General features: G+C 71.8%; 23 protein-coding genes. 14 read left to right on the top strand and 9 right to left on the bottom strand.

The annotated features are described in order from the left end of the window. The first annotated feature begins 85 nt into the window (after window positions 1–85). Both ACGFMK_RS00305 and ACGFMK_RS00300 read left to right on the top strand, forming a co-directional pair. Window positions 86–1,051: an acyl-CoA desaturase gene (locus tag ACGFMK_RS00305; RefSeq protein WP_392755619.1), complete on the top strand. Its 966-nt coding sequence runs from the start codon at window positions 86–88 to the stop codon at window positions 1,049–1,051. Between the two features lie 99 nt (window positions 1,052–1,150). After that, the gene (locus ACGFMK_RS00300; RefSeq protein WP_392755616.1) at window positions 1,151–1,744 is read left to right on the top strand and encodes a TetR family transcriptional regulator; all 594 of its coding nucleotides are present in this window, start codon (window positions 1,151–1,153) and stop codon (window positions 1,742–1,744) included. A 10-nt stretch (window positions 1,745–1,754) separates the two neighbouring features. Here the strand turns inward: ACGFMK_RS00300 and ACGFMK_RS00295 are convergent, their stop codons facing one another. The 3 genes from ACGFMK_RS00295 to ACGFMK_RS00285 form a co-directional block, all read right to left on the bottom strand. Continuing rightward, complete coding sequence (locus ACGFMK_RS00295) at window positions 1,755–2,003, bottom strand: hypothetical protein (protein WP_392755614.1); 249 nt, start codon at window positions 2,001–2,003, stop codon at window positions 1,755–1,757. Window positions 2,004–2,132: 129 nt separating this feature from the next. After that, window positions 2,133–2,525 (bottom strand): NUDIX domain-containing protein, encoded by a 393-nt coding sequence (locus ACGFMK_RS00290; protein WP_392755612.1) that lies wholly within the window; start codon window positions 2,523–2,525, stop codon window positions 2,133–2,135. Next, entirely contained in the window at window positions 2,522–3,025 is a 504-nt protein-coding gene (locus ACGFMK_RS00285) for an isochorismatase family protein (RefSeq protein ID WP_392755609.1), read from the bottom strand. The genes ACGFMK_RS00290 and ACGFMK_RS00285 overlap by 4 nt, the downstream gene beginning before the upstream one ends. Before the next feature lie 31 nt (window positions 3,026–3,056). Here ACGFMK_RS00285 and ACGFMK_RS00280 point away from each other — a divergent pair, with 31 nt between their 5' ends. Further along, window positions 3,057–3,782, top strand: coding sequence for an SDR family NAD(P)-dependent oxidoreductase (locus tag ACGFMK_RS00280; protein ID WP_392755606.1), 726 nt, complete (start codon window positions 3,057–3,059; stop codon window positions 3,780–3,782). 264 nt (window positions 3,783–4,046) lie between these two features. Here the strand turns inward: ACGFMK_RS00280 and ACGFMK_RS00275 are convergent, their stop codons facing one another. From ACGFMK_RS00275 to ACGFMK_RS00260, 4 genes are read right to left on the bottom strand one after another with little or no spacing between them, the layout of a single operon-like run. Beyond that, entirely contained in the window at window positions 4,047–5,231 is a 1,185-nt protein-coding gene (locus ACGFMK_RS00275) for a PQQ-dependent sugar dehydrogenase (RefSeq protein ID WP_392755603.1), read from the bottom strand. 17 nt (window positions 5,232–5,248) lie between these two features. Next, complete coding sequence (locus ACGFMK_RS00270) at window positions 5,249–6,100, bottom strand: alpha/beta fold hydrolase (RefSeq protein WP_392755600.1); 852 nt, start codon at window positions 6,098–6,100, stop codon at window positions 5,249–5,251. 45 nt (window positions 6,101–6,145) lie between these two features. Then, window positions 6,146–6,802, bottom strand: a complete 657-nt coding sequence (locus tag ACGFMK_RS00265; protein WP_392755597.1) for a response regulator — start codon at window positions 6,800–6,802, stop codon at window positions 6,146–6,148. Further along, on the bottom strand, window positions 6,799–7,902 hold the full coding sequence (locus ACGFMK_RS00260; RefSeq protein ID WP_392757519.1) for a sensor histidine kinase: 1,104 nt from the start codon (window positions 7,900–7,902) through the stop codon (window positions 6,799–6,801). Before ACGFMK_RS00260 ends, ACGFMK_RS00265 begins: the two co-directional genes overlap by 4 nt. Window positions 7,903–8,048: 146 nt before the next feature. On the opposite strand from ACGFMK_RS00260, the gene ACGFMK_RS00255 reads away from it, so the two are divergent. Both ACGFMK_RS00255 and ACGFMK_RS00250 read left to right on the top strand, forming a co-directional pair. Then, window positions 8,049–8,645 (top strand): class I SAM-dependent methyltransferase, encoded by a 597-nt coding sequence (locus tag ACGFMK_RS00255; protein WP_392755594.1) that lies wholly within the window; start codon window positions 8,049–8,051, stop codon window positions 8,643–8,645. Further along, window positions 8,617–9,105, top strand: a complete 489-nt coding sequence (locus ACGFMK_RS00250; protein WP_392755591.1) for a DedA family protein — start codon at window positions 8,617–8,619, stop codon at window positions 9,103–9,105. The genes ACGFMK_RS00255 and ACGFMK_RS00250 overlap by 29 nt, the downstream gene beginning before the upstream one ends. Here the strand turns inward: ACGFMK_RS00250 and ACGFMK_RS00245 are convergent. After that, entirely contained in the window at window positions 9,081–9,857 is a 777-nt protein-coding gene (locus ACGFMK_RS00245; RefSeq protein ID WP_392755589.1) for a helix-turn-helix domain-containing protein, read from the bottom strand. The genes ACGFMK_RS00250 and ACGFMK_RS00245 overlap by 25 nt on opposite strands. 75 nt (window positions 9,858–9,932) lie before the next feature. On the opposite strand from ACGFMK_RS00245, the gene ACGFMK_RS00240 reads away from it, so the two are divergent. Both ACGFMK_RS00240 and mfd read left to right on the top strand, forming a co-directional pair. Beyond that, window positions 9,933–10,856 (top strand): LLM class flavin-dependent oxidoreductase, encoded by a 924-nt coding sequence (locus tag ACGFMK_RS00240; RefSeq protein WP_392755586.1) that lies wholly within the window; start codon window positions 9,933–9,935, stop codon window positions 10,854–10,856. A gap of 52 nt (window positions 10,857–10,908) precedes the next feature. After that, window positions 10,909–14,466, top strand: a complete 3,558-nt coding sequence (gene mfd, locus ACGFMK_RS00235) for a transcription-repair coupling factor (RefSeq protein WP_392757516.1) — start codon at window positions 10,909–10,911, stop codon at window positions 14,464–14,466. Window positions 14,467–14,514: 48 nt separating this feature from the next. Here the strand turns inward: mfd and ACGFMK_RS00230 are convergent, their stop codons facing one another. After that, window positions 14,515–14,922 (bottom strand): hypothetical protein, encoded by a 408-nt coding sequence (locus tag ACGFMK_RS00230; protein WP_323323659.1) that lies wholly within the window; start codon window positions 14,920–14,922, stop codon window positions 14,515–14,517. An 86-nt stretch (window positions 14,923–15,008) separates the two neighbouring features. Here ACGFMK_RS00230 and ACGFMK_RS00225 point away from each other — a divergent pair, with 86 nt between their 5' ends. The 7 genes from ACGFMK_RS00225 (at window position 15,009) to ACGFMK_RS00195 (ending at window position 21,196) form a co-directional block, all read left to right on the top strand. Beyond that, complete coding sequence (locus tag ACGFMK_RS00225) at window positions 15,009–16,058, top strand: hypothetical protein (protein WP_392755584.1); 1,050 nt, start codon at window positions 15,009–15,011, stop codon at window positions 16,056–16,058. Then, window positions 16,055–16,984 carry a MazG family protein gene (locus ACGFMK_RS00220; protein ID WP_392755581.1) on the top strand — a complete coding sequence of 310 codons (930 nt, stop codon included), beginning with the start codon at window positions 16,055–16,057 and terminating at the stop codon, window positions 16,982–16,984. Before ACGFMK_RS00225 ends, ACGFMK_RS00220 begins: the two co-directional genes overlap by 4 nt. A 125-nt stretch (window positions 16,985–17,109) precedes the next feature. Then, window positions 17,110–17,667, top strand: coding sequence for an RNA polymerase sigma factor (locus ACGFMK_RS00215; RefSeq protein ID WP_392755578.1), 558 nt, complete (start codon window positions 17,110–17,112; stop codon window positions 17,665–17,667). After that, window positions 17,664–18,470, top strand: a complete 807-nt coding sequence (locus ACGFMK_RS00210; RefSeq protein ID WP_392755576.1) for an anti-sigma factor family protein — start codon at window positions 17,664–17,666, stop codon at window positions 18,468–18,470. The genes ACGFMK_RS00215 and ACGFMK_RS00210 overlap by 4 nt, the downstream gene beginning before the upstream one ends. A 10-nt stretch (window positions 18,471–18,480) precedes the next feature. Beyond that, window positions 18,481–19,284, top strand: coding sequence for an ABC transporter ATP-binding protein (locus ACGFMK_RS00205; RefSeq protein WP_392755573.1), 804 nt, complete (start codon window positions 18,481–18,483; stop codon window positions 19,282–19,284). Continuing rightward, window positions 19,284–20,636 (top strand): hypothetical protein, encoded by a 1,353-nt coding sequence (locus tag ACGFMK_RS00200; protein ID WP_392755571.1) that lies wholly within the window; start codon window positions 19,284–19,286, stop codon window positions 20,634–20,636. Before ACGFMK_RS00205 ends, ACGFMK_RS00200 begins: the two co-directional genes overlap by 1 nt. Next, window positions 20,633–21,196 carry a hypothetical protein gene (locus ACGFMK_RS00195; protein WP_392755569.1) on the top strand — a complete coding sequence of 188 codons (564 nt, stop codon included), beginning with the start codon at window positions 20,633–20,635 and terminating at the stop codon, window positions 21,194–21,196. Before ACGFMK_RS00200 ends, ACGFMK_RS00195 begins: the two co-directional genes overlap by 4 nt. Window positions 21,197–21,506: the final 310 nt, after the last annotated feature.

Genomic DNA, 21,506 nt, shown 5'->3' with positions numbered 1-21,506 from the left:
TCGCCGGAACCTCCTGTACCGTAACTTACGGCATCGTAGGTTAGGCGACCCTTTGCAGGGCACCGCGCAGGAAGAAGTGAAGCGTATGACGGCCACGCTCGACCGTTCGCAGCCCACCGGGGAGCCTTCGGCTCCCAAGGGGCCCAAACCTGTCACCGAAGGCACCCGCGGAATCGGCGTGCAGCTTTCGGTCTACTTCGGCGTGATCGCGCCGTTGGTGGCACTGCTCGTCGCGGTGCCGTTCGCCTGGGGCTGGGGACTGAGCTGGGTCGACGTCGGCATCTTCGTGGTGTTCTACGCGATCAGCGGGCTCGGCATCACGGTGTCGTACCACCGCTACTTCACGCACGGCTCGTTCAAGGCCAAGCAGTGGCTGCGCGTGGTCATGGCCATCGCCGGCAGCATCGCGCTGCAGGGCCCGGTCATCACCTGGGTCGCCGACCACCGTCGCCACCACGCGTTCTCCGACCGCGACGGCGACCCGCACTCCCCGTGGGCGTTCGGCACGTCGCCGTGGGCCATCGCCAAGGGGTTCTGGCACGCGCACATGGGCTGGCTGTTCGAGCGCGACCAGACGAACGCCGAGCGCTTCGCGCCGGACCTGGTGAAGGACCCGGCGATCAAGAAGGTCGACGACCTGTTCTGGCTGTGGGCTCTGGTCAGCCTGGCGCTGCCGGCCCTCATCGGCGGGCTGGTGTCCTGGTCGCTGTGGGGCGCCGTGACGGCGTTCTTCTGGGCCGGCCTGGTGCGCATCTGCGTGCTGCACCACGTGACCTGGTCGGTCAACTCGATCTGCCACATGATCGGCGAGCGCCCGTTCGCCGCGCGCGACAAGTCCGCGAACTTCTGGCCGCTGGCGATCTTCTCCTTCGGCGAGTCCTGGCACAACCTGCACCACGCCGACCCGACGTCCGCGCGCCACGGCGTGAAGCGCGGTCAGATCGACATCTCGGCGCGGCTGATCTGGATCTTCGAGAAGTTCGGCTGGGTGCACGACGTGCGCTGGCCGACCCCGCAGCGGTTGGCCCGAATCGCCACGGAGAAGAGCTAGCCTCACTGTAGGGTCTGGCAAGTGGCGGGGAGACGACGTTCAAAGCGTGAGCAGCAGGTCACCGGGGCAAGACCGGCCGCCCCGGTGACCCGCGTCCGGATGACCGGCACCGAACGGCGTCAGCAGTTGTTGAACGTGGCGCGGGCGTTGTTCGCCGAAAAGGGTTTCGACGGCACGTCGATCGAGGAGATCGCGCACCGCGCCAACGTGTCGAAACCGGTGGTGTACGAGCACTTCGGCGGCAAAGAGGGCATCTACGCGGTGGTCGTGGACCGCGAAACGCAGCTGCTGCTGGAACGCATGGTGTCGACCCTCCACGGCGGCCACCCGAGGGTGATGCTGGAACAGGCGGCGACGGCGTTGCTGTCGTACGTGGAGGATTCCCACGACGGCTTCCGCATCCTGGTCCGCGACTCGCCGGTGGCGAGTTCCACGGGCACGTTTTCCACGGTGCTGAACGACATCGCGAGCCAGGTCGAGCACATCCTGGCCCAGCAGTTCGCAGCCCGCGGCTACGACGAAAAGCTGGCGGCGCTGTACGCCCAGGCGCTGGTGGGCATGGTGGCGTTGACCGGCCAGTGGTGGCTCGACGCCCGAAAGCCGAAGCGCGACGAGGTCGCGGCGCACCTCGTCAATCTGGCTTGGAACGGGCTGTCCCATCTGGAGGACAAGCCCAAGCTCCGGCTGCGCTGAGTCCAGGACTTCACCAGAGTTCGGTCGACTTAGCCACCCGGGCGCGGAACTCCCGCGCGTCCTTCGGTGGCAGCGCGTGGGCGACGGCGTGCAGGACGCGCCGTATCTCGGCCGGATCGGGGCAGCATTCCGGCACCCCGCAGCCGTACCTCGGGTCCCAGAGCCGGTGCATCGGATCGCGGACGAACCGGGCCCAGGCCAGGAGTGCCTCGGCGGCGGCGCCCGGGTGCAGCCGGGTCCGTTCGAGGCGTGCGATCACGGCTCGTCCGCGTGGCGAAAGGCCGGGCGGCGACGGGATCGGTTCGGTCGATCGGCGAGGGGCCTCGGCGCGCAGCCGGGCGGGTGACCTACGCGGCATCGCCCTTTCGAATGGTCGGCATGTCTTCCATCATCGCAGCTGCCCGGCCTGGTGCAGGTGGTCGAAGATGAGCTTGTCCACCGCCGACACCCGGTCGCGGTCCGCGTAGCCGAGCCAGGTGATTTCCTCGATCTCGCTGCTCGCCGCCAACGTTCCCGTGTACGAAGCCGTGAAGCACGTCATCCGGACCAGCACGCCCGCCGCCTTGCCGTCCGCCTGGGCTTCGAAGACGCCGGCCGGCTGGATCGTCGGCTCGTTGATCGCGACGGTGACCTCTTCGCGGATTTCGCGCACCAGGGTCTGCTCGTCCGTCTCGCCCGGCTCGCGCTTGCCGCCGGGGAGGTAGTAGGCCTGCTTGCCGCGGGAGCGCGTGCTCAGGATGCGGCCGTCCACCAGGTGCAGCCAGGCGATCTTGTCGATCACGCCAGCCCCGCCAGTGCCTCGTCGGTGGTCACGACCGTGCCCAGGCGCGGGAAGATCTTCGTGATCGCGTTCTCGTGCGAGATGTCCGACAGGGCCGTCATCGCGTCCGAGACCGCCACCGTGTCGTAACCGTGGTCCGAGGCCGCGCGCAGGGTCGACTCGACGCCGAACTCCGTGGCGATGCCGCCGAACACCACCGTGCGGACACCCTTGCCGCGCAGGTACTCGTCCAGGTCGGTGCCGGCGAAGCCGCCGATCGTGAACTTGGTGACGATCTTGTCGTCCTGCGGGTCGAACACCAGCTCGTTGCCCGGCGGGTTGTCCGGCCGCGACACCTTCACGATCACGACCGGCGCGCCCGCCGCGCGGAACGCCTCCCGCAGCCGCAGGGCGTTCGCCAGGACCGTTTCACCGGTGTGCGGCGTGGTCGGCAGCGCCACGATCCGCTCCTGCAGGTCGACAAGCACGAGGGCGGTCGTGGCCGGATCGATCTTCGTCATGCCCCGATCCTAGGCAGTAGGCTCTCCGGACATGGGGAACAGCAGGGAAATAGTGGTGACGGGCGGCGGCACCGGCATCGGATACGCCGTGGCGGAGGCGTTCGCGCGGGCGGGTGACCGCGTCACGATCACCGGACGCCGGGAGCAGGTGCTCACCGAGGCGGCGACGCTGCTGGGCGCGCGGCCGGTCGTGTTCGACGCGGCCGATCCGGCGGCCGTCGAGACCGCACTGGGCGAGTTGCCGGACCGGGTCGACGTGCTCGTCAACAACGCCGGCGGCAACACGGACTTCGCCGGCGAGCAAGGCGAAGGCCTCGCCGGGTTCGCGGCCGCGTTCGAGCGGAACCTCCGGTCCAATGTGGTCAGTGCCGCGCTGGTGACGCACGCGCTGCGCGACCGCCTCGCCGACGGCGCGCGGATCGTGACGATCGGCTCGATCGCCGCCCACACCGGCGCCGGTTCGTACGGCGCCGCGAAGGCCGCGGTCGAGGCGTGGAACGTCAGCGTGGCGCAGGAGTTCGGCCCGCGCGGGATCACCGCGAACGTCGTCGCGCCGGGACTGATCGGCGAAACCGAGTTCTTCCACGGCAAGCTCAGCGACGGCCGCCGCGAGCGGCTCGTCGGCAACACGCTGAACAAGCGCCCCGGCACACCCGAGGACGTCACCGCCGTGGTGACGTTCTTGGCGAGCCCCGCCGCCGGGCACGTCACCGGACAGGTGGTGCACGTCAACGGCGGCGCCTACCTCGGCAGCTGAGCCGCCGTCGATCCCCGGCCGCGACGCCGGAAGGCCGGCGGGCGCAGGTCGAGCCGGTATCGGGTAGCTGGAAGCCGGTCCCCGGACGCCAGGTCGGCGGTGGCGTCCGGGGACCGGCGCGGTGCTGCCGCGGGAACGCTTTCTTCGGACCGCGTCCAACACTCGTCGGTGGCGGGCGAAAACTCGTGGTGCACACCATGTTCCGCGATCGCCTCGCGGCACGACAGTGTTCCCGGCACCGGCCGGGTGTGTCTTTTGCACGCCTCAGGCGGGCGTGACCTTCAGCAGCTTGTCGTTCGTCCCGTCCGACGTCGTCACGTACAGCGCGCCGTCCGGGCCGCTGCGGACCGCCCGCAACCGGCCGAACTTGTCGTCGAACTCGGGCGGCAGGGAGACGTCGAGGACCTTGCCCGCGGCGTCCAGGTGGAACAGCAGCAGCTTCTGCCCCTTGAGGGCGACGACGACGAGCGCGCCGTCGTTGCGGCCCCACTGGGCGCCGGTCAGGAACGCGTCGCCGCTGATCGCCTCGGTGATCTTGCCGGACGTCCACAGTGGACTCACCGCGTCCGGGAAGCGCTTGAGGTCGGTCATCGGCACGCTCTCGTCGTAGCTCGAGTCCGTGCCGCCCTTCGACGGGTCCCAGCCGTAGTTCGCGCCCGGCTTCAGCAGGTTGACCTCGTCGTCGAACGTCGGGCCGTGCTCGGCGGTGATCACCTGGCCGCTGCCCGGGCGGATCGCCACGCCCTGCAGGTTGCGGTGGCCGTAGGTGTAGATGAGCCGTTCGCGCGGGTCGGACGAGGTGATGAACGGGTTGTCCGGCAACGGTTTCCCGGTCTTCGCGTCCAGCCGCAGCACCTTGCCGCCCAGGGCGTGACGGTCCTGCGAGACGGTCGACTTCGCCGTGTCGCCGGTGCCGACCAGCAGGGCGCCGTCCGGCGCGAACGTCGGGCGGCAGCCGGAGTGCCGGCCGCTCGGGTTGACAGGCAGCCCTGTGAGCAGGTCCTTGACCTTCGTCGCGCTCGCGCCGTCGTCGGCCAGCTTCCAGGTGACCAGCCGGATGTCGACGGCCTTGCCGCCCTCCTGGTGGTCCTGGCAGGTGATGAACTCGCGGCTGGTCGTGAAGTCCGGGCTGATCACCATGCCGAGCAGCCCGCCCTCACCCTGCACGAGAACATCCGAGAAGTCGGCCTTGACGTCGGTGACCTTCCCGTCGCGGACCAGCGCGAGCTTGCCCGGCCGCTGCGGCACGAGGTAACCGCCGTCGGGCAGGAAGCCGATGTCCCAGCCGTGCTCGAGGCCCGCGGTCACCGTCTCGACCTTGAACTTCCCGCCGGCCGCCGCGGGCGTGGACGCGGGTGGCGGGACGCTCTGCACCGGGGCGCTCGACGCCCCCGAACAGCCCGCGACCAGCAGGGACACCACACCGAGGAGACCCAGCACACACCGCATAACGGCTCATCCTGCCATCAAGCGGTGAAATCGCCGTTCGCTGCGGCGCGCGTGAGGAAGTCCAGGTCCGCGTCGCCCGGGAGGTAGTGCCCGGTGCCCGGAACGAGGTCGACGACGGCGTCCGGCGCCACGTTCTCGAGCCGCCGTTTGGTCGTCGCGGAGTCGACCATGACGTCGTCCGCGCCGGCGACGGCGTACACCGGCATGGTCAGCCCGGCCAGCGCGGCGTCGTCGAACGCCGGGAACGGGCCGGTGCGGTAGCGGTAGTTCGCCGCCACGAGCAGCTGGTGCTCGACGACCGGCGACGATCCCGCGTCACCGAGCACCCCGGCCACGGACTTGCGGCGACCCCATTCGCCCAGCATCGCCAGGAGCACGGCCTTGACCATGAACCCCTTCTTCATCGGGCCGAGGCCGATCGGGGACCGCAGCGCCAGCGCCGTGACGCGCCCGGGCCGCCGGGTCGCGTAGTCGAGGGCGAGCCAGCCGCCGAGCGACGACGTCAGGAAGGCCGCCGACGTCACCCCGAAGTGGTCGAGCACGGCGTCCAGCCACGTCGCGTACCGGTCGGTGCCGATGGGCGGGCGTGTCTCGGCGCTCAGTCCCGGCTCGCCGATGACGTCGACGGCGTACACCCGGAACCGCTCGGCCAGCGCCGGGAGCCGGTGGGCCCACTCGCCGGAGTTGCTGCCGGAACCGTGCAGCAGCACCAGGGCCGGGGCGCCGGCTGGGCCGGAGACGAGCACGAACGTCTCGCCCTCGGGGGTCGGCACCCGCACCTGCTCGTGGGGGACGGGCCACGCCTCCAGGACGTCGAGGTAGCGCTCGCGCAGTAGCCGAGCGCCGGCTTCGGACTTGTATATCGTCATGCAAAGTACTTTAACCTTCCCTATCAAGCGGTTAAATAGGGAAGGTTAAGTCCCTGGTCGGACCAGACCGGACTCGTAGGCGAACACCACCGCGTGCACCCGGTCGCGCAGCCGCAGCTTGCCCAGGATCCGTCCCACGTGCGTCTTCACCGTCGTCTCGCCGATGTACAGCTTCGCGGCGATCTCGCCGTTGGACAGCCCGCGCGCGATCAGGCCCAGCACGTCCTTCTCGCGCTCGGTCAGCACGCCGAGCTTGGCGACGTCCACCGGGTCACGGTCGTCGTCCAGGTAGCGGTCGAGCAGCCGCCGGGTGACCGACGGCGAGACCATCGCGTCGCCACGCAGCACCCCGCGGACCGCGACGAGCATCTCCTCCGACGGCGCGTCCTTCACCAGGAACCCGCTGGCCCCGGCGCGCAACGCGGCGTAGGCGTACTCGTCGAGGTCGAACGTCGTGATGATCAGGACGCGCACGTCCGGCAGCTCCGCGCAGATCCGCCCGGTCGCCGTGACGCCGTCGAGCACCGGCATCCGGACGTCCATCAGGACCAGGTCCGGCCGCAGCTCCCGCGCCTTCTCGACGGCTTCCGCGCCGTTCGCGGCCTCGCCGACGACGGTGAGGCCATCCTGGCTTTCGACGATCATCCGCAGGCCGACCCGCACCAGCTCCTGGTCGTCGCAGAGCAGCACCCGGACGCTCACGGCCCGACCACCAGGCTCGCGCGCACCCGGTAGCCGCCGTCCGGGAGCGGCCCGGTCGCCAGCTCGCCGTGGTACATCTCGACGCGCTGGCGCATCCCTTCCAACCCCCGGCCGGACGACGGCAGCACCGGCGAAGGTGCCGCTTCGCCGCCGGTGTTCGTCACCTCGATCCGGGTCTCGCGGGGCCCGAAGGCGACTTCGACGCGGCCGGTCGCGTCGGCCGGGGCGTGCTTGATCATGTTGGTCAGTGCCTCCTGGACGATCCGGTACGCCTGCAGCGCGGCACTCGCGGGCAGGCCGCCCGGGTCGCCGGTGACGTCGAGAGCCACCTCGCGCCCGGACTGTTCGACGAGCTCCCGCAGCTCCGCGACCGTCGGCTGCGGGCTGCGCGCCGCCTGGCCGGCGTGCAGGACTTCGAGCAGCCGCCGCAGCTCGGCGAGCGCGTCGCGGCCGGTGCGGCCGATGGTGTCGAGCGTGCGGTCGACGACGGCGGGATCGCGGTGCCGGGCCAGCTTCGCGCCTTCGGCGTTCAGCACGATCACGCTCATGCTGTGCGCGAGGACGTCGTGCAGCTCGCGGGCGATCCGCGTGCGTTCCTCGGCGGCCGCCGCGCGGCTCTGGGCGTCGGCCCGTTTCCCCTCTTCCGCGGCGAGCTGTTCCTTGGTGCGGAAGAACTCCCCGAGCGCCCAGGCGGCGATGTGCAGCGGGAGCGTCCCGACGATTGTGATGGTCGGGTTGTCGGAGTAGGTGCCCCAGGTGAAGCCCCACAGGAGGTCGAGGGCGACGACGCAGGCCGCGATCAGCACGCCGAACCGCCGGTCGCCCAGCTTCACGAGAGTGAACAGCACCACGGCCATGCTCAGCTCGGCGCGGCCGCGGTCGAACGCCCAGAGTTCGTTCGTGTAGACCACGGTGGCCCCGGCGATGATCAGCACCGCGGCGATCCGCGGGTGGCGCCGGCGCACCAGCAGCGGCAGCAGGAACAGCATCGGGATCGCGCGGGCGCTCCACGGCGCGGGACCGTTCCAGTTGGGCGCCAGGAAGAGGAACACGGCGTACAGCGGCAGGTCCACCGTCCACCGGTGCCTTCGCACCCACATCACCAGTCGTTCCACGGACCGAACGTAACGCGGGGGCCGGGCCGGTGGCGTCATTCCTCCGGCCGGACCTTGTCCTCCTTCGGGAGGACAAGCCGGGCCGCGCCGGCGGATCCGCGGCCACCCCGGCGGTTCCTAGCGTCGGGATCATGTCGATCACCAGCGAATTCCTCCGCCACCCGATGCTGACGGGCGCGATCGCGGCCAGCTCGCCGCGGCTCGCCGAGACGATGACGGCCGGCCTCGGCCTGGAACACGCGTCGCGCGTCGCCGAACTGGGGCCGGGCACCGGCGTCTTCACCGAAGCCGTCCTCGCGCTGCTTCGCCCCGAAGCGCGCTTCACGGCCGTCGAGATCAACCCGCGTTTCGCGGACGCCCTGCGGGACCGGTTGCCGCAGGTCGACGTCGTGACGGGCTCGGCCGAGCACCTGCCGCCCGACCGGTTCGACGTCGTGGTTTCCGGCCTGCCGTGGACCGCGATGACCGCGGACCGGCAACGGCGCATCCTCGACGCGGTCACGGCTTCGCTCGCCGCGAACGGCCGGTTCACGACGTTCGCGTACGCCCACACGGCCTGGACACCACCCGCGCGACGCTTCGCTGCTTCACTGCGAAGCCGCTTCGCCGTCGTAGAGCGGACTTCGGTCGTCTGGAAGAACCTGCCGCCGGCGTTCGTCTACCGCGCGGCGCTGCCGGTGAGCGTGGGGAGGACCTGGCGTGGACAGCCTGCTGCGGCCCCTGCTTGACGCGCCCGCGGCGGTCGTCTACCTGGTCTGCGGCCTGCTGATCACGGCGGAAACCGCGCTGCTGCCGGGAATCGTGCTGCCGACGCTGTCGGCGTTGCTGCTGATGGGTTTCCTCGCCGAGCGCGGCACGCTCCACCTGGGACTCGCCTTCGCGGTGGCCGTGGTGGCGGCCGTGCTCGGGGACCAGCTCGCGTACTTCGAAGGACGGCGGTGGGGACGACGGCCGGCGCGCCGCGCCGGCCAGGATCGCTGGGCCCGCGCGGAATCGGCCGTCGCGCGTTACGGCGTCCCGGCGGTGATCGCCGGGCGCTGCCTGGTCGGCGTGCGGACGCTCATGCCGCGCGTCGCGGGATCAGCGGCGATGCCGTACCGGCGGTTCGCGGCGGGCAGCGTGTGCGCGGCCGTCCTGTGGGCGGGCGCGGAACTGCTGGCAGGTCACTTGACCGCGCTGGTCGTCTGAAGCAGGGCTGCGGCGGTTTCGGCGTCCGCGGGCAGGAACGTCTCCAGCTTCAGCTCCGACACCGTGACGTCCGCCGCCGTCGCGAACGTCGTGATCGCGGTGATCAGCCGCAGCTCGCCGACCGAAGTGGACAGCCGGACCGGTACCGCGAATCCCAGGTGGTCCGGGGCCGGCGGGGGTGCCGGCGGCAGGTACGTCTCGAGTTCGGCGAGCTGCGCGGCCAGCCGGGTGTCGGGGGTGCGGGCCAGGTCGTTGCGGATGCGCTCGAGGATGTGGCGCGCCCAGTCGTCGAGGTTGCGCACGCGCGGCGCCATGCCCTGCGGGTGCAGCGCGAGCCGCAACGTGTCCACCGGCTCCTCCAGGAGTTCCGGCGCGACGCCCTCGGTGAGCAGGCCGAACGCGTCGTTGCTCGCGACCAGCACGCCGTAGCGGTCGACGACGATGGCCGGGTAGGGCCGGTGGCCGTCGAGCAGCCGCCGCAGGCCGTCGAGCACCGGCTTGATCGCCGGGTCGTCGAGCTTCGTCTCGGGATACGACGGCGCGAAACCGGCGGCGTAGAGCAGGCCGTTGCGTTCGCGCAGCGGCAGTTCGAGGGACTCGGCGACGCGCAGCACCATCGCGCGCCCGGGCAGCGAGCGCCCGCTCTCCATGAAGCTCACGTGCCGCTGCGTCGTCCCGGCCCGCAAGGCCAGGTCGAGCTGGCTGATGTGGCGCCGCACGCGCCAGTCCTTGAGCGCCGTTCCGAAGTTCACCCGCCCATCATCTCGGCCCGCGCCATTCCCCGCGAGGAATTGAGCGCATACCGCGGGCGCGGCGAGGCTGGCGGCATGACGAACTACGGCCTGGTCGTACCGACCTACCAGCCCATCCTCGACGCCGGGCGGACCGCGCCCGAGCTGGTCGAGACCGCCGTCGAGGCCGAACGGCTCGGCCTCGACTCCGTCTGGGTGGGCGACACGCTCGCCCGCGCCCCGATCGACGCGCTGACCATCCTGGGCGCGTTCGCCGCGCGCACGTCCCGCGTCACGCTCGGGACGGCGTCGCTGCTCCCGGCGTTGCGGAACCCGATTCTCACGGCGAACCAGCTGCTCGGTATCGACCTGCTGAGCGGCGGACGGCTCACGGTGGCGGTCGGTGCCGGGTTCACCGGGCGGAGCGAGCCGGAGTTCGCGTTCGCGGGTGTCCCGTGGGCGCGGCGCCGGGCGCGGCTGGACGACATCGTCGCGCTGTGGCGGGCCGCGTGGAGCGGCGCGTCGTCGTTCCACGGGCCGGTGCTGGACTACGACTCGCTGCCCGTCTTCCCGGCGCCGTCCCGGCCGGGTGGTCCGCCGGTGTGGCTGGCGGCGCACACCCCGGCGGCCCTGGAGCGCGCCGGACGCCGGTACGACGGCTGGCTGCCCTACCCGCCGGACCCGGCGGACTACGTCTCGGGGCTGGCCACCATCCGGTCGTCGGCGGTCCGCCCGGTGACCCCGGCGCTGTTCGCGACGGTCCTGATCGAGGACGACGCCGAGCGCGGGCGGGTGCTGCTGGAGGAGTACTGCCGGCGCAACTACGGCATGCCGCCGGAGTTCGTCCAGCGGATCCAGATGCAGGTCACGGGCACGGTCGCGGAGGTGGCCGCGCAGCTGCGCGCGTACGACGGGGTGGAGCACGTGCTGCTGCGCGTCGCGAGCACCGAGCCGAAGGTCTTCGACGAGCAGCTGCCGCGGCTCGCGGAGCTGGCGGAGCACCTCCGCGGCCAGCGGTGACCGGAAATGTGTCGGGGGTGGCACGTAGGCTGGGACCGTGACCGACGCTCCACTGTCCGGACTCCTCACCGCCATCCTGCCCGACCCGGCCCTGCGCGGAGTGGTCGAGCGCGCCGGTGCGCCGCTGCTCGAACTCCAAGGGCCGATCGCCGCGCGGCAGCTCGTCGCCGCCGCCCTCGCCAGTGACGACGGTGCCGGGAAACCCGTGCTCACCGTGACCGCCACCGGCCGCGAGGCCGACGAGCTGACCGCGGCGCTGGGCGCCCTCCTCGGTAAAGGCCGGGTCGCCGACTTCCCCTCCTGGGAGACGCTGCCCCACGAGCGGCTCTCACCCCGCGCCGACACCGTCGGGCGGCGCCTGGAGGTGCTCCACCGGCTGAAGACGGGCGACGACGACCTGCGCGTCGTCGTCGCCACCGTCCGGAGCCTGATCCAGCCGATGGCCCCCGGCCTGGGCTCGCTGGCCCCCGTCGACCTGGTCGTCGGCGAGGAGCAGAGCTTCGACGCCCTGCTGGAACGGCTGGTCGAGCTGGCCTACACCCGCGTCGACATGGTCGAGAAGCGCGGCGAGTTCGCCGTCCGCGGCGGCATCCTCGACCTGTTCGGCCCGACCGCGCAGCACCCGGTCCGGATCGAGTTCTGGGGCGACGAGGTCAGCGAGATCCGCGCGTTCGCCGTCTCCGACCAGCGGTCGCTGCCCGGCGAGATCCCGCGCGTCACCGCGCCGCCGTGCCGTGAGCTGCTGCTCACCCCGCCGGTCCGGGAGAAGGCCGCGGAGCTGGCGAAGACGTACGAGGCCGACGCCCACCTGGCCGAGATGCTCACCAAGCTGGCCGACGGCATCCCCGTCGAAGGCATGGAGGCGCTCATCCCGGTGCTCTGCGAAGGCGAGCTGGAGCTGCTCACCGACGCGATGCCGGTCGGCGCCCACGTGCTGCTCACCGACCCGGAGAAGATCCGCGCCCGCGCCGCCGACCTCGTCCGCACCGGCCAGGAGTTCCTCGAAGCCTCCTGGACGACGGCCGCGGCGGGCGGCCAGGCCCCGATCGACCTCGGCGCGTCCGCTTACCGCGGGCTCGACGAGATCGCGTCCCACGCGCAGGACACCAAGCGCGCCTGGTGGACGCTCACCCAGCTGACCAGCGAAGACCCCGACGTCTACCGCGTCTCGATCGAGTCCGCGCCGGCGTACCGCGGCGAGCTCGAACGCGCGACGACGGACCTGCGCGCGCACATCGCGTCGGGCGGCACCGCGGTGCTCGTCGTCGCCGGCCACGGCACCGCGTCGCGCGCGGTCGAGCAGTTCTCGGCCGCCGACGTCCCGGCGACCCTGGCGGGCGACGGCCTGGTGAGCGCACCGGCACCGGGCGTCGTCACGGTCACCTGCGGCGGCCTGACCGACGGCTTCATCTCGCCGGAGCGCGCCCTGGTCGTGCTCACCGAGGCGGACCTGACCGGCCGCGGCTCCGGCGCCGGAACGTCCACAAAGGACCTCACGACCAAGATGCCGTCCCGGCGGCGCAACGCCGTCGACCCGCTGGCGCTCAAGAACGGCGACTACGTCGTGCACGAGCAGCACGGCATCGGCCGGTTCGTCGAGATGGTGCAGCGCACCGTCGCCGGCGCGACCCGCGAGTACCTGCTGCTGGAGTACGGCTCGTCCAAGCGCGGGCACCCGGGCGACCGCCTGTTCGTGCCGACCGACCAGCTCGACGAGGTGTCCAAGTACGTCGGCGGCGAGCTGCCGACGCTGAACAAGCTCGGCGGCTCGGACTGGAAGAACACCAAGGCACGGGCCAAGAAGGCGGTCAAGGAGATCGCGGCCGAGCTGGTGCAGCTCTACGCCGCGCGCCAGGCCGCGCCCGGGCACGCGTTCGGCCCGGACACGCCGTGGCAGAGCGAGCTCGAGGACGCCTTCCCGTTCACCGAGACCAACGACCAGCTCGCCGCGATCGACGAGGTCAAGAGCGACATGGAGCGCGGGGTCCCGATGGACCGCGTGATCTGCGGCGACGTCGGGTACGGCAAGACCGAGATCGCCGTGCGCGCGGCCTTCAAGGCGGTGCAGGACGGCAAGCAGGTCGCGGTGCTCGTCCCGACCACGCTGCTCGCCCAGCAGCACCTCAACACCTTCACCGAGCGGATGCAGTCGTTCCCGGTGAAGATCCGCGGCCTGTCGCGGTTCTCCGCCAAGAGCGAGACCGACGCGACCCTGGAGCAGCTGGCCAGCGGCGAGATCGACATCGTCATCGGCACGCACCGCCTGCTGCAGACGGGCATCCGCTACAAGGACCTGGGTCTCGTGATCGTCGACGAGGAGCAGCGTTTCGGCGTCGAGCACAAGGAGCACATCAAGTCGCTGCGCACGCACGTCGACGTCCTGACGATGTCGGCGACGCCGATCCCGCGCACGCTCGAGATGTCGCTGGCCGGCATCCGCGAGATGTCGACGATCCTGACGCCCCCGGAAGACCGGCACCCGATCCTGACCTACGTCGGCTCGTACGACGACAAGCAGGTCGGCGCCGCGATCCGCCGTGAGCTGCTGCGTGACGGCCAGGTCTTCTACGTCCACAACCGCGTTTCGTCGATCGAGAAGGCCGCGCGGCACATCCGGGAGCTGGTGCCGGAGGCGCGGGTCGTCACCGCGCACGGCCAGATGAACGAGGACAAGCTCGAGAAGATCATCCAGGGCTTCTGGGAAAACGAGTACGACGTCCTGGTGTGCACCACGATCGTCGAGACCGGTCTCGACATCTCGAACGCGAACACCCTGCTGGTCGAGCGCGGTGACCTGCTCGGTCTCGCGCAGCTGCACCAGCTTCGCGGCCGCGTCGGGCGCGGGCGTGAGCGCGGGTACGCGTACTTCCTGTACCCGCCGGAGGCGCCGCTGACCGAGACGGCCCACGACCGTCTCGCCACGATCGCCCAGAACACCGAGCTGGGCGCGGGCATGGCGGTCGCGATGAAGGACCTGGAGATCCGCGGTGCGGGCAACATCCTGGGCGCGGAGCAGTCCGGCCACATCGCGGGGGTCGGCTTCGACCTGTACGTGCGGCTGGTCGGCGAAGCGGTCGACGCGTTCCGGAAGCACGCGGGTGCCGAGCCGACGGAGGACGAGGAGATGGCCGACGTCCGCGTCGACCTCCCCATCGACGCCCACCTCCCGCACGACTACGTGCCGGGCGAGCGGTTGCGCCTGGAGGCTTATCGCAAGATCGCGGCGGCGCCGGACACCGCGGGCCTGGACGCGGTGCGCGAGGAGCTGATCGACCGCTACGGCCAGCCGCCGGCGCCGGTCAACCGGCTGCTGGCGGTGGCGAGGTTCCGGCACACGTGCCGCGCCGCGGGCGTGACGGAGGTGGCCGTCCAGGGCAACACCATCCGGTTCGCGCCGCTGCCGTTGCAGGACTCGCAGATGGTGCGGTTGAAGCGGCTGTACCCGAAGGCGATGTTCAAGGCCGTGACGAACACGGTGTCCGTCCCGAAGCCCACGGAAGGTCCCGCGGGCGGCCGGATCGGCGCCCCGACGCTGCGCGACGAGGAACTGCTTGACTGGTGCACGAAGCTGTTGACGCAGCTGACGAAGAAACCGGCGCCGGTTTCGTAGCGGGGGCACGGGAAAGGGCGGCGTTGTCCGGGAAACGCCGCCCGGCGGTCAGCCGACTTCGCTGAACATCGGCGGCATCGGCTCCGCCAGCCCCATCCGCACCTGCTCCACCGGCACCGGAACCGCTCCGGCGCCCGCCATCGGCAGCGGCCGTGGCCTGCGCGGTTTACGTGCTCCCGCACCACCACCGCGTCCCGGGTACACGAGCAGTCCGCGTGCCGGGTCCGGCACCGCGTCCAGCGCCGCCGTCACGACCGGCAGCGTCCGGAACGCGTCCCGGCTTTCCTCGGAACGGAATTCGATCTCCAGTACGACGCCCCAGCGGTGTTCGTGCCACACCCACTGCTCGGCGCCGTTGGTCAGTGCTGCTTCGGTCAGTGCGTCACCGCGGGCGAGGCGCCACAACGTAGCCGTGGACTCGCCATCGAAGACCTCGATGGTCAGCCAGTGGTCCATGTCATGGACGTTACGCCCGCCGACACCGCACCGGTGTTGCGTTTCGGGTGCGATGGTGTGAGAGGGTATGCGCTGTGATGCGGATCATGGGGCGCCCTCGCGCGCTGGTCGCGGTTGTTGCCGGAGCTGTTCTGCTCGCCGGGTGCGGCACGGGCCCCAGTCAGGTCGGCAGTGCCGCGATCGTCGGTGACACCTCGATCTCCATCGACCAGGTGCAGAACCTGATCGACAAGGCCGTCCGCGAGCACCCGTACGCGCAGAAGCTGGCCTCCGAGCACAAGCTCGACCTGCTCGGCCGGGCGTTCGTCGGCCAGCTCGTGCTGCACGAGCTGCTCATGAAGGCCGCGCAGCAGGAGGGCATTTCGCCCAACTACGGGCAGATCGACGCCCAGCTGGCGAAGGACCCCCTCACCGGCCCGGTGCCGGCGAACTCGGCCAACGAGGCCCAGGCGGTCAGCCAGGTGGCGACCCGGGCGCGGGACCACCGCGAGGAGCTGACCGACGCCAACCTCGCGCAGGCGCTGGCCGACAAGACCATGCCGAACCTGGCGGTCACGTTCGACTACACGTCGATCGGTTCGCTCCCGACTTCCGACGGCCAGGAACCGCCCCAGGGTCCCGCCGCGCAGAAGGCGGCCTACGACCTCGGCCGGCAGTTCGCCGCCGACCCCGCGGCCGCGACGAAGCGCATCGGCGGCGACAACCAGTACGAGCAGTCGCTGCGGCAGCAGGCGGCCTCGCAGGGCCAGAACGTCGACTCCATCCCGCCGCTCACCGGGCTCGGCGTCGTGCTGCCGGCGGCGCAGGCCGGGGTGCTCGCCGCGACCCCGATCTTCGGCTCCGCGGCCGGCACCGTCGCGGTCTTCCCGTACCCGAACCAGCAGGGCACGTGGTTCGTCGCCGTCGTCCGGCAGCGCGCGGACGACAAGCCGGTCGCCACGGAGCAGCCCCAGTCGCTCGACCCCGCCACCAAGGGCGCCATCGGCATGCGGCAGCTGCAGCCGTACTTCGACCGGCTTGGTGTGCGCGTCAACCCGCGCTACGGCGTGTGGGACGTCGTCGGCCTGACCGTCGTGCCGAACCAGGACGCCGCCCAGGGCCTCGTGCTGTCCTCGGGTGCTTCCAAGCAGCAGTGACCACCGGCGTCGTCGTGGTCATCCGCGGGGCGACCCTGTCCGCCGCGGCGCTGAAGATCCTGCGCGAGTCCACCGCCGTCTACGCGGCCACGGACGTCGACCCCGAGGTGTTCGGGGTCCCGGCCGTGACGTCGGCGTCGTCGCTGAAGGACATCGTGCTGCTCGCGACGTCCCGCGACGAGCCCGCCGCGTCGCTGCTCATCGCGACCGGCGCGCGGGTGATCGACACCCCGGTCCCGCCGCTGGTCGAGGCCGCGGACGTGATGGACCGGCTGCGCTCGCCCGGCGGCTGCCCGTGGGACGCCGTCCAGACGCACGAGTCGCTGCGGCAGTACCTGGTCGAGGAGACCTACGAGCTGCTGGACGCGATCGAAGACGGTGATCGCGAGGCCCTGCGCGAGGAACTCGGCGACGTGCTGCTCCAGGTGCTCTTCCACGCCCGCGTCGCCGCCGAGGACGCCGACGACCCGTTCGGCATCGACGACGTCGCCGCGGCGCTCGTCGAGAAGCTGGTCGGCCGGCACCCGAACGTCTTCGCCGACGCCGACGAGGTGCGCACGGCCGAGCACCAGGAGCTCAAGTGGGAAGAGCTGAAGCAGCGCGAGAAGCAGCGTAAGTCCATTGTGGACGGTGTGGCGCTCGGTCAGCCCGCGGTCGCGCTGGCGGGCAAGCTCGGGCAGCGCAGCGGCCGCGCCGGCATCCCGCTCGACCTCTTTCCTGAGGGCACGAACGCCGCCGCGCAGCTGTTCCGCATCGCCGCCACGGCCCGCCGCGCGGGCGTCGACGCCGAAGGTGAGCTGCGGGCGCTGGCGAAGGAGTTCGCACTCGAGATCCGCGCCGCCGAGCAGGCCGCGCGCGACGCCGGCCTCGAGCCGACAACCCTCGAGGCGGACGGCTGGCGCAAGTTCTGGCCCACCCGCGACTGACGCCACTTTCCCCGGAAAAGATGCGTCCGAACCCGTCGTCCACGTATCTTTCTCGGCGAAAGCTCGTGTGACGCAGCACACAGTCGGGTGAGAACCGAATCCGATCATCCGGCGTCTTCCCTGGTGTGAGGACGAAGCCACTGGAGGACGCTGACGAGGAGCACCTCGTCCGGCGCACGGCCAAGGGCGACCGCGCGGCGTTCGAGGAGCTCTACCGCCGCACGTCGCCCTGGCTGGCCGTGCGCCTGCGCCGCCGGTGCGCGGACGAGCAGGTCGTCGCCGAGGTCATGCAGGAGACGTACCTGGCCGTCTGGCGCGCGGCGGGGTCGTTCGCGGGCGCCGCGACCGGCGGCTCCGCGGTCGGCTGGGTGTGGACGATCGCGGTGCGGCGGCTGGTCGACGCGTTCCGCCGGCGGGCGCACCACGCGCAGCCGCCACCGGTGATGGCGCTCGACGCCGCGCCGGTGCCGGGCGCCGAGGAAGAGGCGCTGGCGGCGGCGGTCGGCGACGACGTCGGTGACGCGCTGCGCGACCTCGCGCCCGAACTGCGAGCGGTGCTGCAGGCGATGGTGCTCGACGGGCTGACCGTCCGGGAGACCGCCGTCCTGCTCGGACTGCCGGAAGGAACCGTCAAGACCCGGGCCCGCCGGGCGCGGATCGCGATGCGGGAGGCACTGTCATGAACCATGCGTCGGACCGGCTCATCACCGGGTACGCGGCGGGTGACGACCTCCCCGGTGACCAGCTCTGGGGCCTCGAAGCGCACCTCGAGGCCTGCGCGCAGTGCCGGGCGAGGCTGGCCGCGCTGACGCCGATGCAGCCGGTGGTGGACCTGGTCTGGTCGCGGCTCGCGGTGGACATCGAGCTGCCGAGCGCACCCGCGCACCCGCGTCCGGTCCGGCATCCGAAGCGGCGGTGGCTGTCGACCTGGGTCACCCCGGTGATGGTGCCGTGGCTGGCGATGATCGTGCTGCTCACGCTGCTCGCGGTGGTGTTCGACCAGGTCTGGCACACGGTGTTCGACGCGACGGCGGTGCAGCTGTTCGCCCCGGTGCTGCCGGTGCTGGGGGTCGCCGCGTCGTGGGCGCGGGGGCTCGACCCGGCGTACGAGGTCGTCGTCTCGACCCCGCGGGCCGGGCTGTACCTGATCGCGCGGCGGACGGTGGCGGTGCTGTTCGTCGTGCTGCCGGTGCTCGGCGTCGCCGGCTGGCTGACCGGGACCGGCGTCGCGCTCTGGCTGCTGCCGAGCCTGGCCTACACCACCGGCACGCTCGCGCTGGGCGGGCTGATCGGGGTCACCCGGGCGGCGTACGCGCTGATCGCGGCTTGGGTCGCGCTGGTGGTGCTGCCGTCCGTGGTGACCCAGCAGCAAACGTTTGCGCTCACGACCGGCGCGGTGCCGGTGTGGGCGGCGGTCTTCGCGCTGACGACGGTGGTGGTCGCCCTGCACAAGGGCGCCTTCACCCGGCTCGGCGTGGGCAACTAGGGAGGAAGAAATGCGTGCTGTCGGGGCCGCCGAGATCGCGCCAACGGCCTACGCCTGGGAGATCCAGGCCGAGGGGCTCAAGGTGCGGGTGGGGCGTCGGAAGATGGCCGTGGACGGGGTCGACCTGTCCCTCGGCAAGGGGGTGCACGGCTTGCTCGGGCCCAACGGCGCGGGCAAGACGACGCTGATCCGGGCACTGGCGACGGTGCTCCGGCCGGCGGAAGGCCGGTTGTCGTTGCTCGGTGCACCGGCCGGGGAGCGCACCGGGCAGCGCGGCCTGCGCCGCCGGATCGGCTACCTGCCGCAGAACTTCGGGTACTACAAGCGGTTCACGGTCCGCGAGTTCGTCGAATACCTGGCGTGGCTCAAGGAGGTGCCGAAGGCCGGCATCCCGGGTGCGGTGCAGCGCGCGGTGGAGCGGGTCGGGCTGGCCGACCGCGCCGACGACCGGATGAAGACGCTGTCCGGCGGCATGGTCCGGCGCGTCGGGATCGCCCAGGCGATCGTCAACGACCCGGACATCCTGCTGTTCGACGAGCCGACGGCCGGCCTCGACCCGGCGCAGCGCGTCCGGTTCCGCGAGCTCGTCCAGGAGCTGGGCCAGGACTCGTGCGTGCTGATCTCGACGCACCTGGTCGAAGACGTCGCCACGGCCTGCTCCGACGTCGTGCTGTTCGACGCGGGCAAGCTGGTCTTCCAGGGCACCCCCGGCGAACTGGCCGCGGCCGGGACGCCGGACCACGTCGGCGACAGCCCGATCGAGCGCGGGTATTCGGCGCTGCTGAACCACGAGCCGGGCAAGGGGGCGTGGTGATGGTCTTCCGCATCGAGCTCCGGCGCACCATCGCGCCCTGGGCCGGGCTGGCGCTGGTCGTCGTCGCGCTCGGGTTCCTGTTCCTGCTGTCCGGCCCGTGGTGGAAAGTGCCGGCGCCGTGGACGGGGAACACGACGACCACCGCGCTGTGGCTGCGGTTCCTGCTGGTGTTCCTGTGGCCGATCGCCGTCGGCGCCGGGGCGATCCAGGGCATGCGCGACAGCCGCTCCGGCATGGTCGAGCTGTTGTCCACGACGTCCCGGCCGGGCCGGCACCGGGCGCTGCGGCTGGCCGGTGCCGTGGGGGCGCTGAGCGCGCTCGGGGTCGTGGTGGTGTTCGCCGTCGGCCTGGCCGAGGTGCTCGGGCACGGCGGGTTCGTGTCCGCGAGCTTCCTGCCGGTCCTCTTCGTCGGCCTGCTCGCCGTCATGGCGGGGAGCTGGATCGGCCTGGCGATCGGGCGGCTGCTGCCCCACCCGCTGACCGCGCCCGCGCTGGCCGTGCTGACGATGGCCGTGTCGGTGCTGGCCTGGACGTCGCTCGAGGGGAGCGCGGCGGTCTCGTACAGCCGATTCGGACTGCTGACGCCGGTTCTCGGGGAGCCACGGGGCATGCTGACGACAACCGCGACCTCGGTGGACCTCGGGCAGGTGATGTGGTTCGCGGGCCTCGCGGCGACGGGCTTCCTGCTGCTGGCCGCGAATTCCGCGCGGGCCCGGGTCCTGGGCCTGCTGCCGGCGGTGGCCGGGGCGGCGATCGCCCTGCCGGTCTTCCCGGCTTCCGCCGACGGGCTCCTGGCCGCGGACAGCATCGCTGAGAAGCTCTGCGACGGCCCGATCTGCGTCAGCCGGGCGCACGAGGACAGGCTGGCCGCGCTGGCCGGGCCGGGGCGGGAAGCGCTGGCGATGCTGGCGAGGCTGCCCGGCGCGCCCACCCGGATCGAGGAGCGGACGTCACCGACCCCCCTCGCCGACCCGCCCCCTCGTGATCCCGGTGTCGTCTACCTGGACTTCCAGCTCAACGACGACCTGCTCACGGCGGACGCGAGCGCCCTGCGGGCGGCGGTGCTGTCGGGCGCCGGGCTGCCCGCGTGTGTACGGCCGAGTTACGGCGATCTGTCCGATCTGGGCGGCCGCATGATCGCGGCGGCGTACTTCACCGGCGAGCTGAAGCAGCTACCCGAGTACGACGGCGGCTGGTTCCGCCAGGAGTCCGGGCGGCTCGATCAGGCGTGGCAGAAGTTCCGCGCGCTCCCGGCGGACGTCCAGTTCGCGCGGATCGTCGCGCTCCGGCACGTACTGCTGACCTGCCAAGGCGACCCGCTCGACACGCTGGTGCCGGGAGCGCTGCGATGAGGTGGGCGACGCTGTACGCCCGGTCGAGACAGCTCCCGGCGGCGTTCGCGGCGCTGGTGGTGGCCACGGCCGTGCTGTGGTTCGTGGCGCGCGGCTCGTGGTCGCCGGTGCCGGTCATGCTGACGCTGACGGCGGGGATCGCGGTGGCGGCGATCGGGCTCAGCGGCCAGGACCCCGACCTCGACCGGACCGCGGCGCTGCCGTGGCCGGTCCGCCGGCTCGCGCACCTGGCGCTGATCGGCCTCGCGGCCGGTGGTGCGGTGCTGGCGGTCCAGGAGCTGGGCCCGGCCGTTGTCGACTTGTTGATCATCCTGCGCGACACGGCGGGCCTGCTGGGCCTGGCCGGCCTGGCGGCGACGCTCGCGGGCGGCCAGTTCGGCTGGACGCTCCCGCTGCTCTGGGCGGCGATCACCCCGTTCGTCCAGAACGACGGCTCGACGACGAGTCACATCGTGGGGTGGATGCTGCAGCCACCGGGCGCCCCCGCCGCCACGTGGACGGCGGCGGCCCTGGGGGCGGCGGGAGTGGTGGCCTACACGGGTTGGGGTGGTCGCCGCTAGCGGGTTTCCCTCGGCGGCTCAACCGAAAGCCGCCGTCGGGCGTGGATACGGCAGCCGGACGCGGATGCCGCATGACCGGTTCCGCCGAGTCACGGGGAACTCCGCCCCCGGAAAGGAACTTCGTTGCGCGTACTCAAATCCTTGCCGGCCGTCGCCGCGGTCGCCGCCACCCTGCTCACCGGAACCACCGCCGCCCAAGCGGCCGGGATGGCTGGACCATGACCTACGGCGCCACCCAGACCAAGGGGGTCGTCACCTGGACCGGCGGCCGCACGATCTACATCTCCGGCTCGCTCCACGCGGCGAGCGG

The organism is Amycolatopsis sp. NPDC049252, assembly GCF_043197175.1.
In the GTDB taxonomy this organism is placed as follows: Bacteria; Actinomycetota; Actinomycetes; order Mycobacteriales; family Pseudonocardiaceae; genus Amycolatopsis.
Note: the sequence above shows the minus strand (reverse complement) of the source record. Positions and strands in the feature narration are given on the sequence as shown.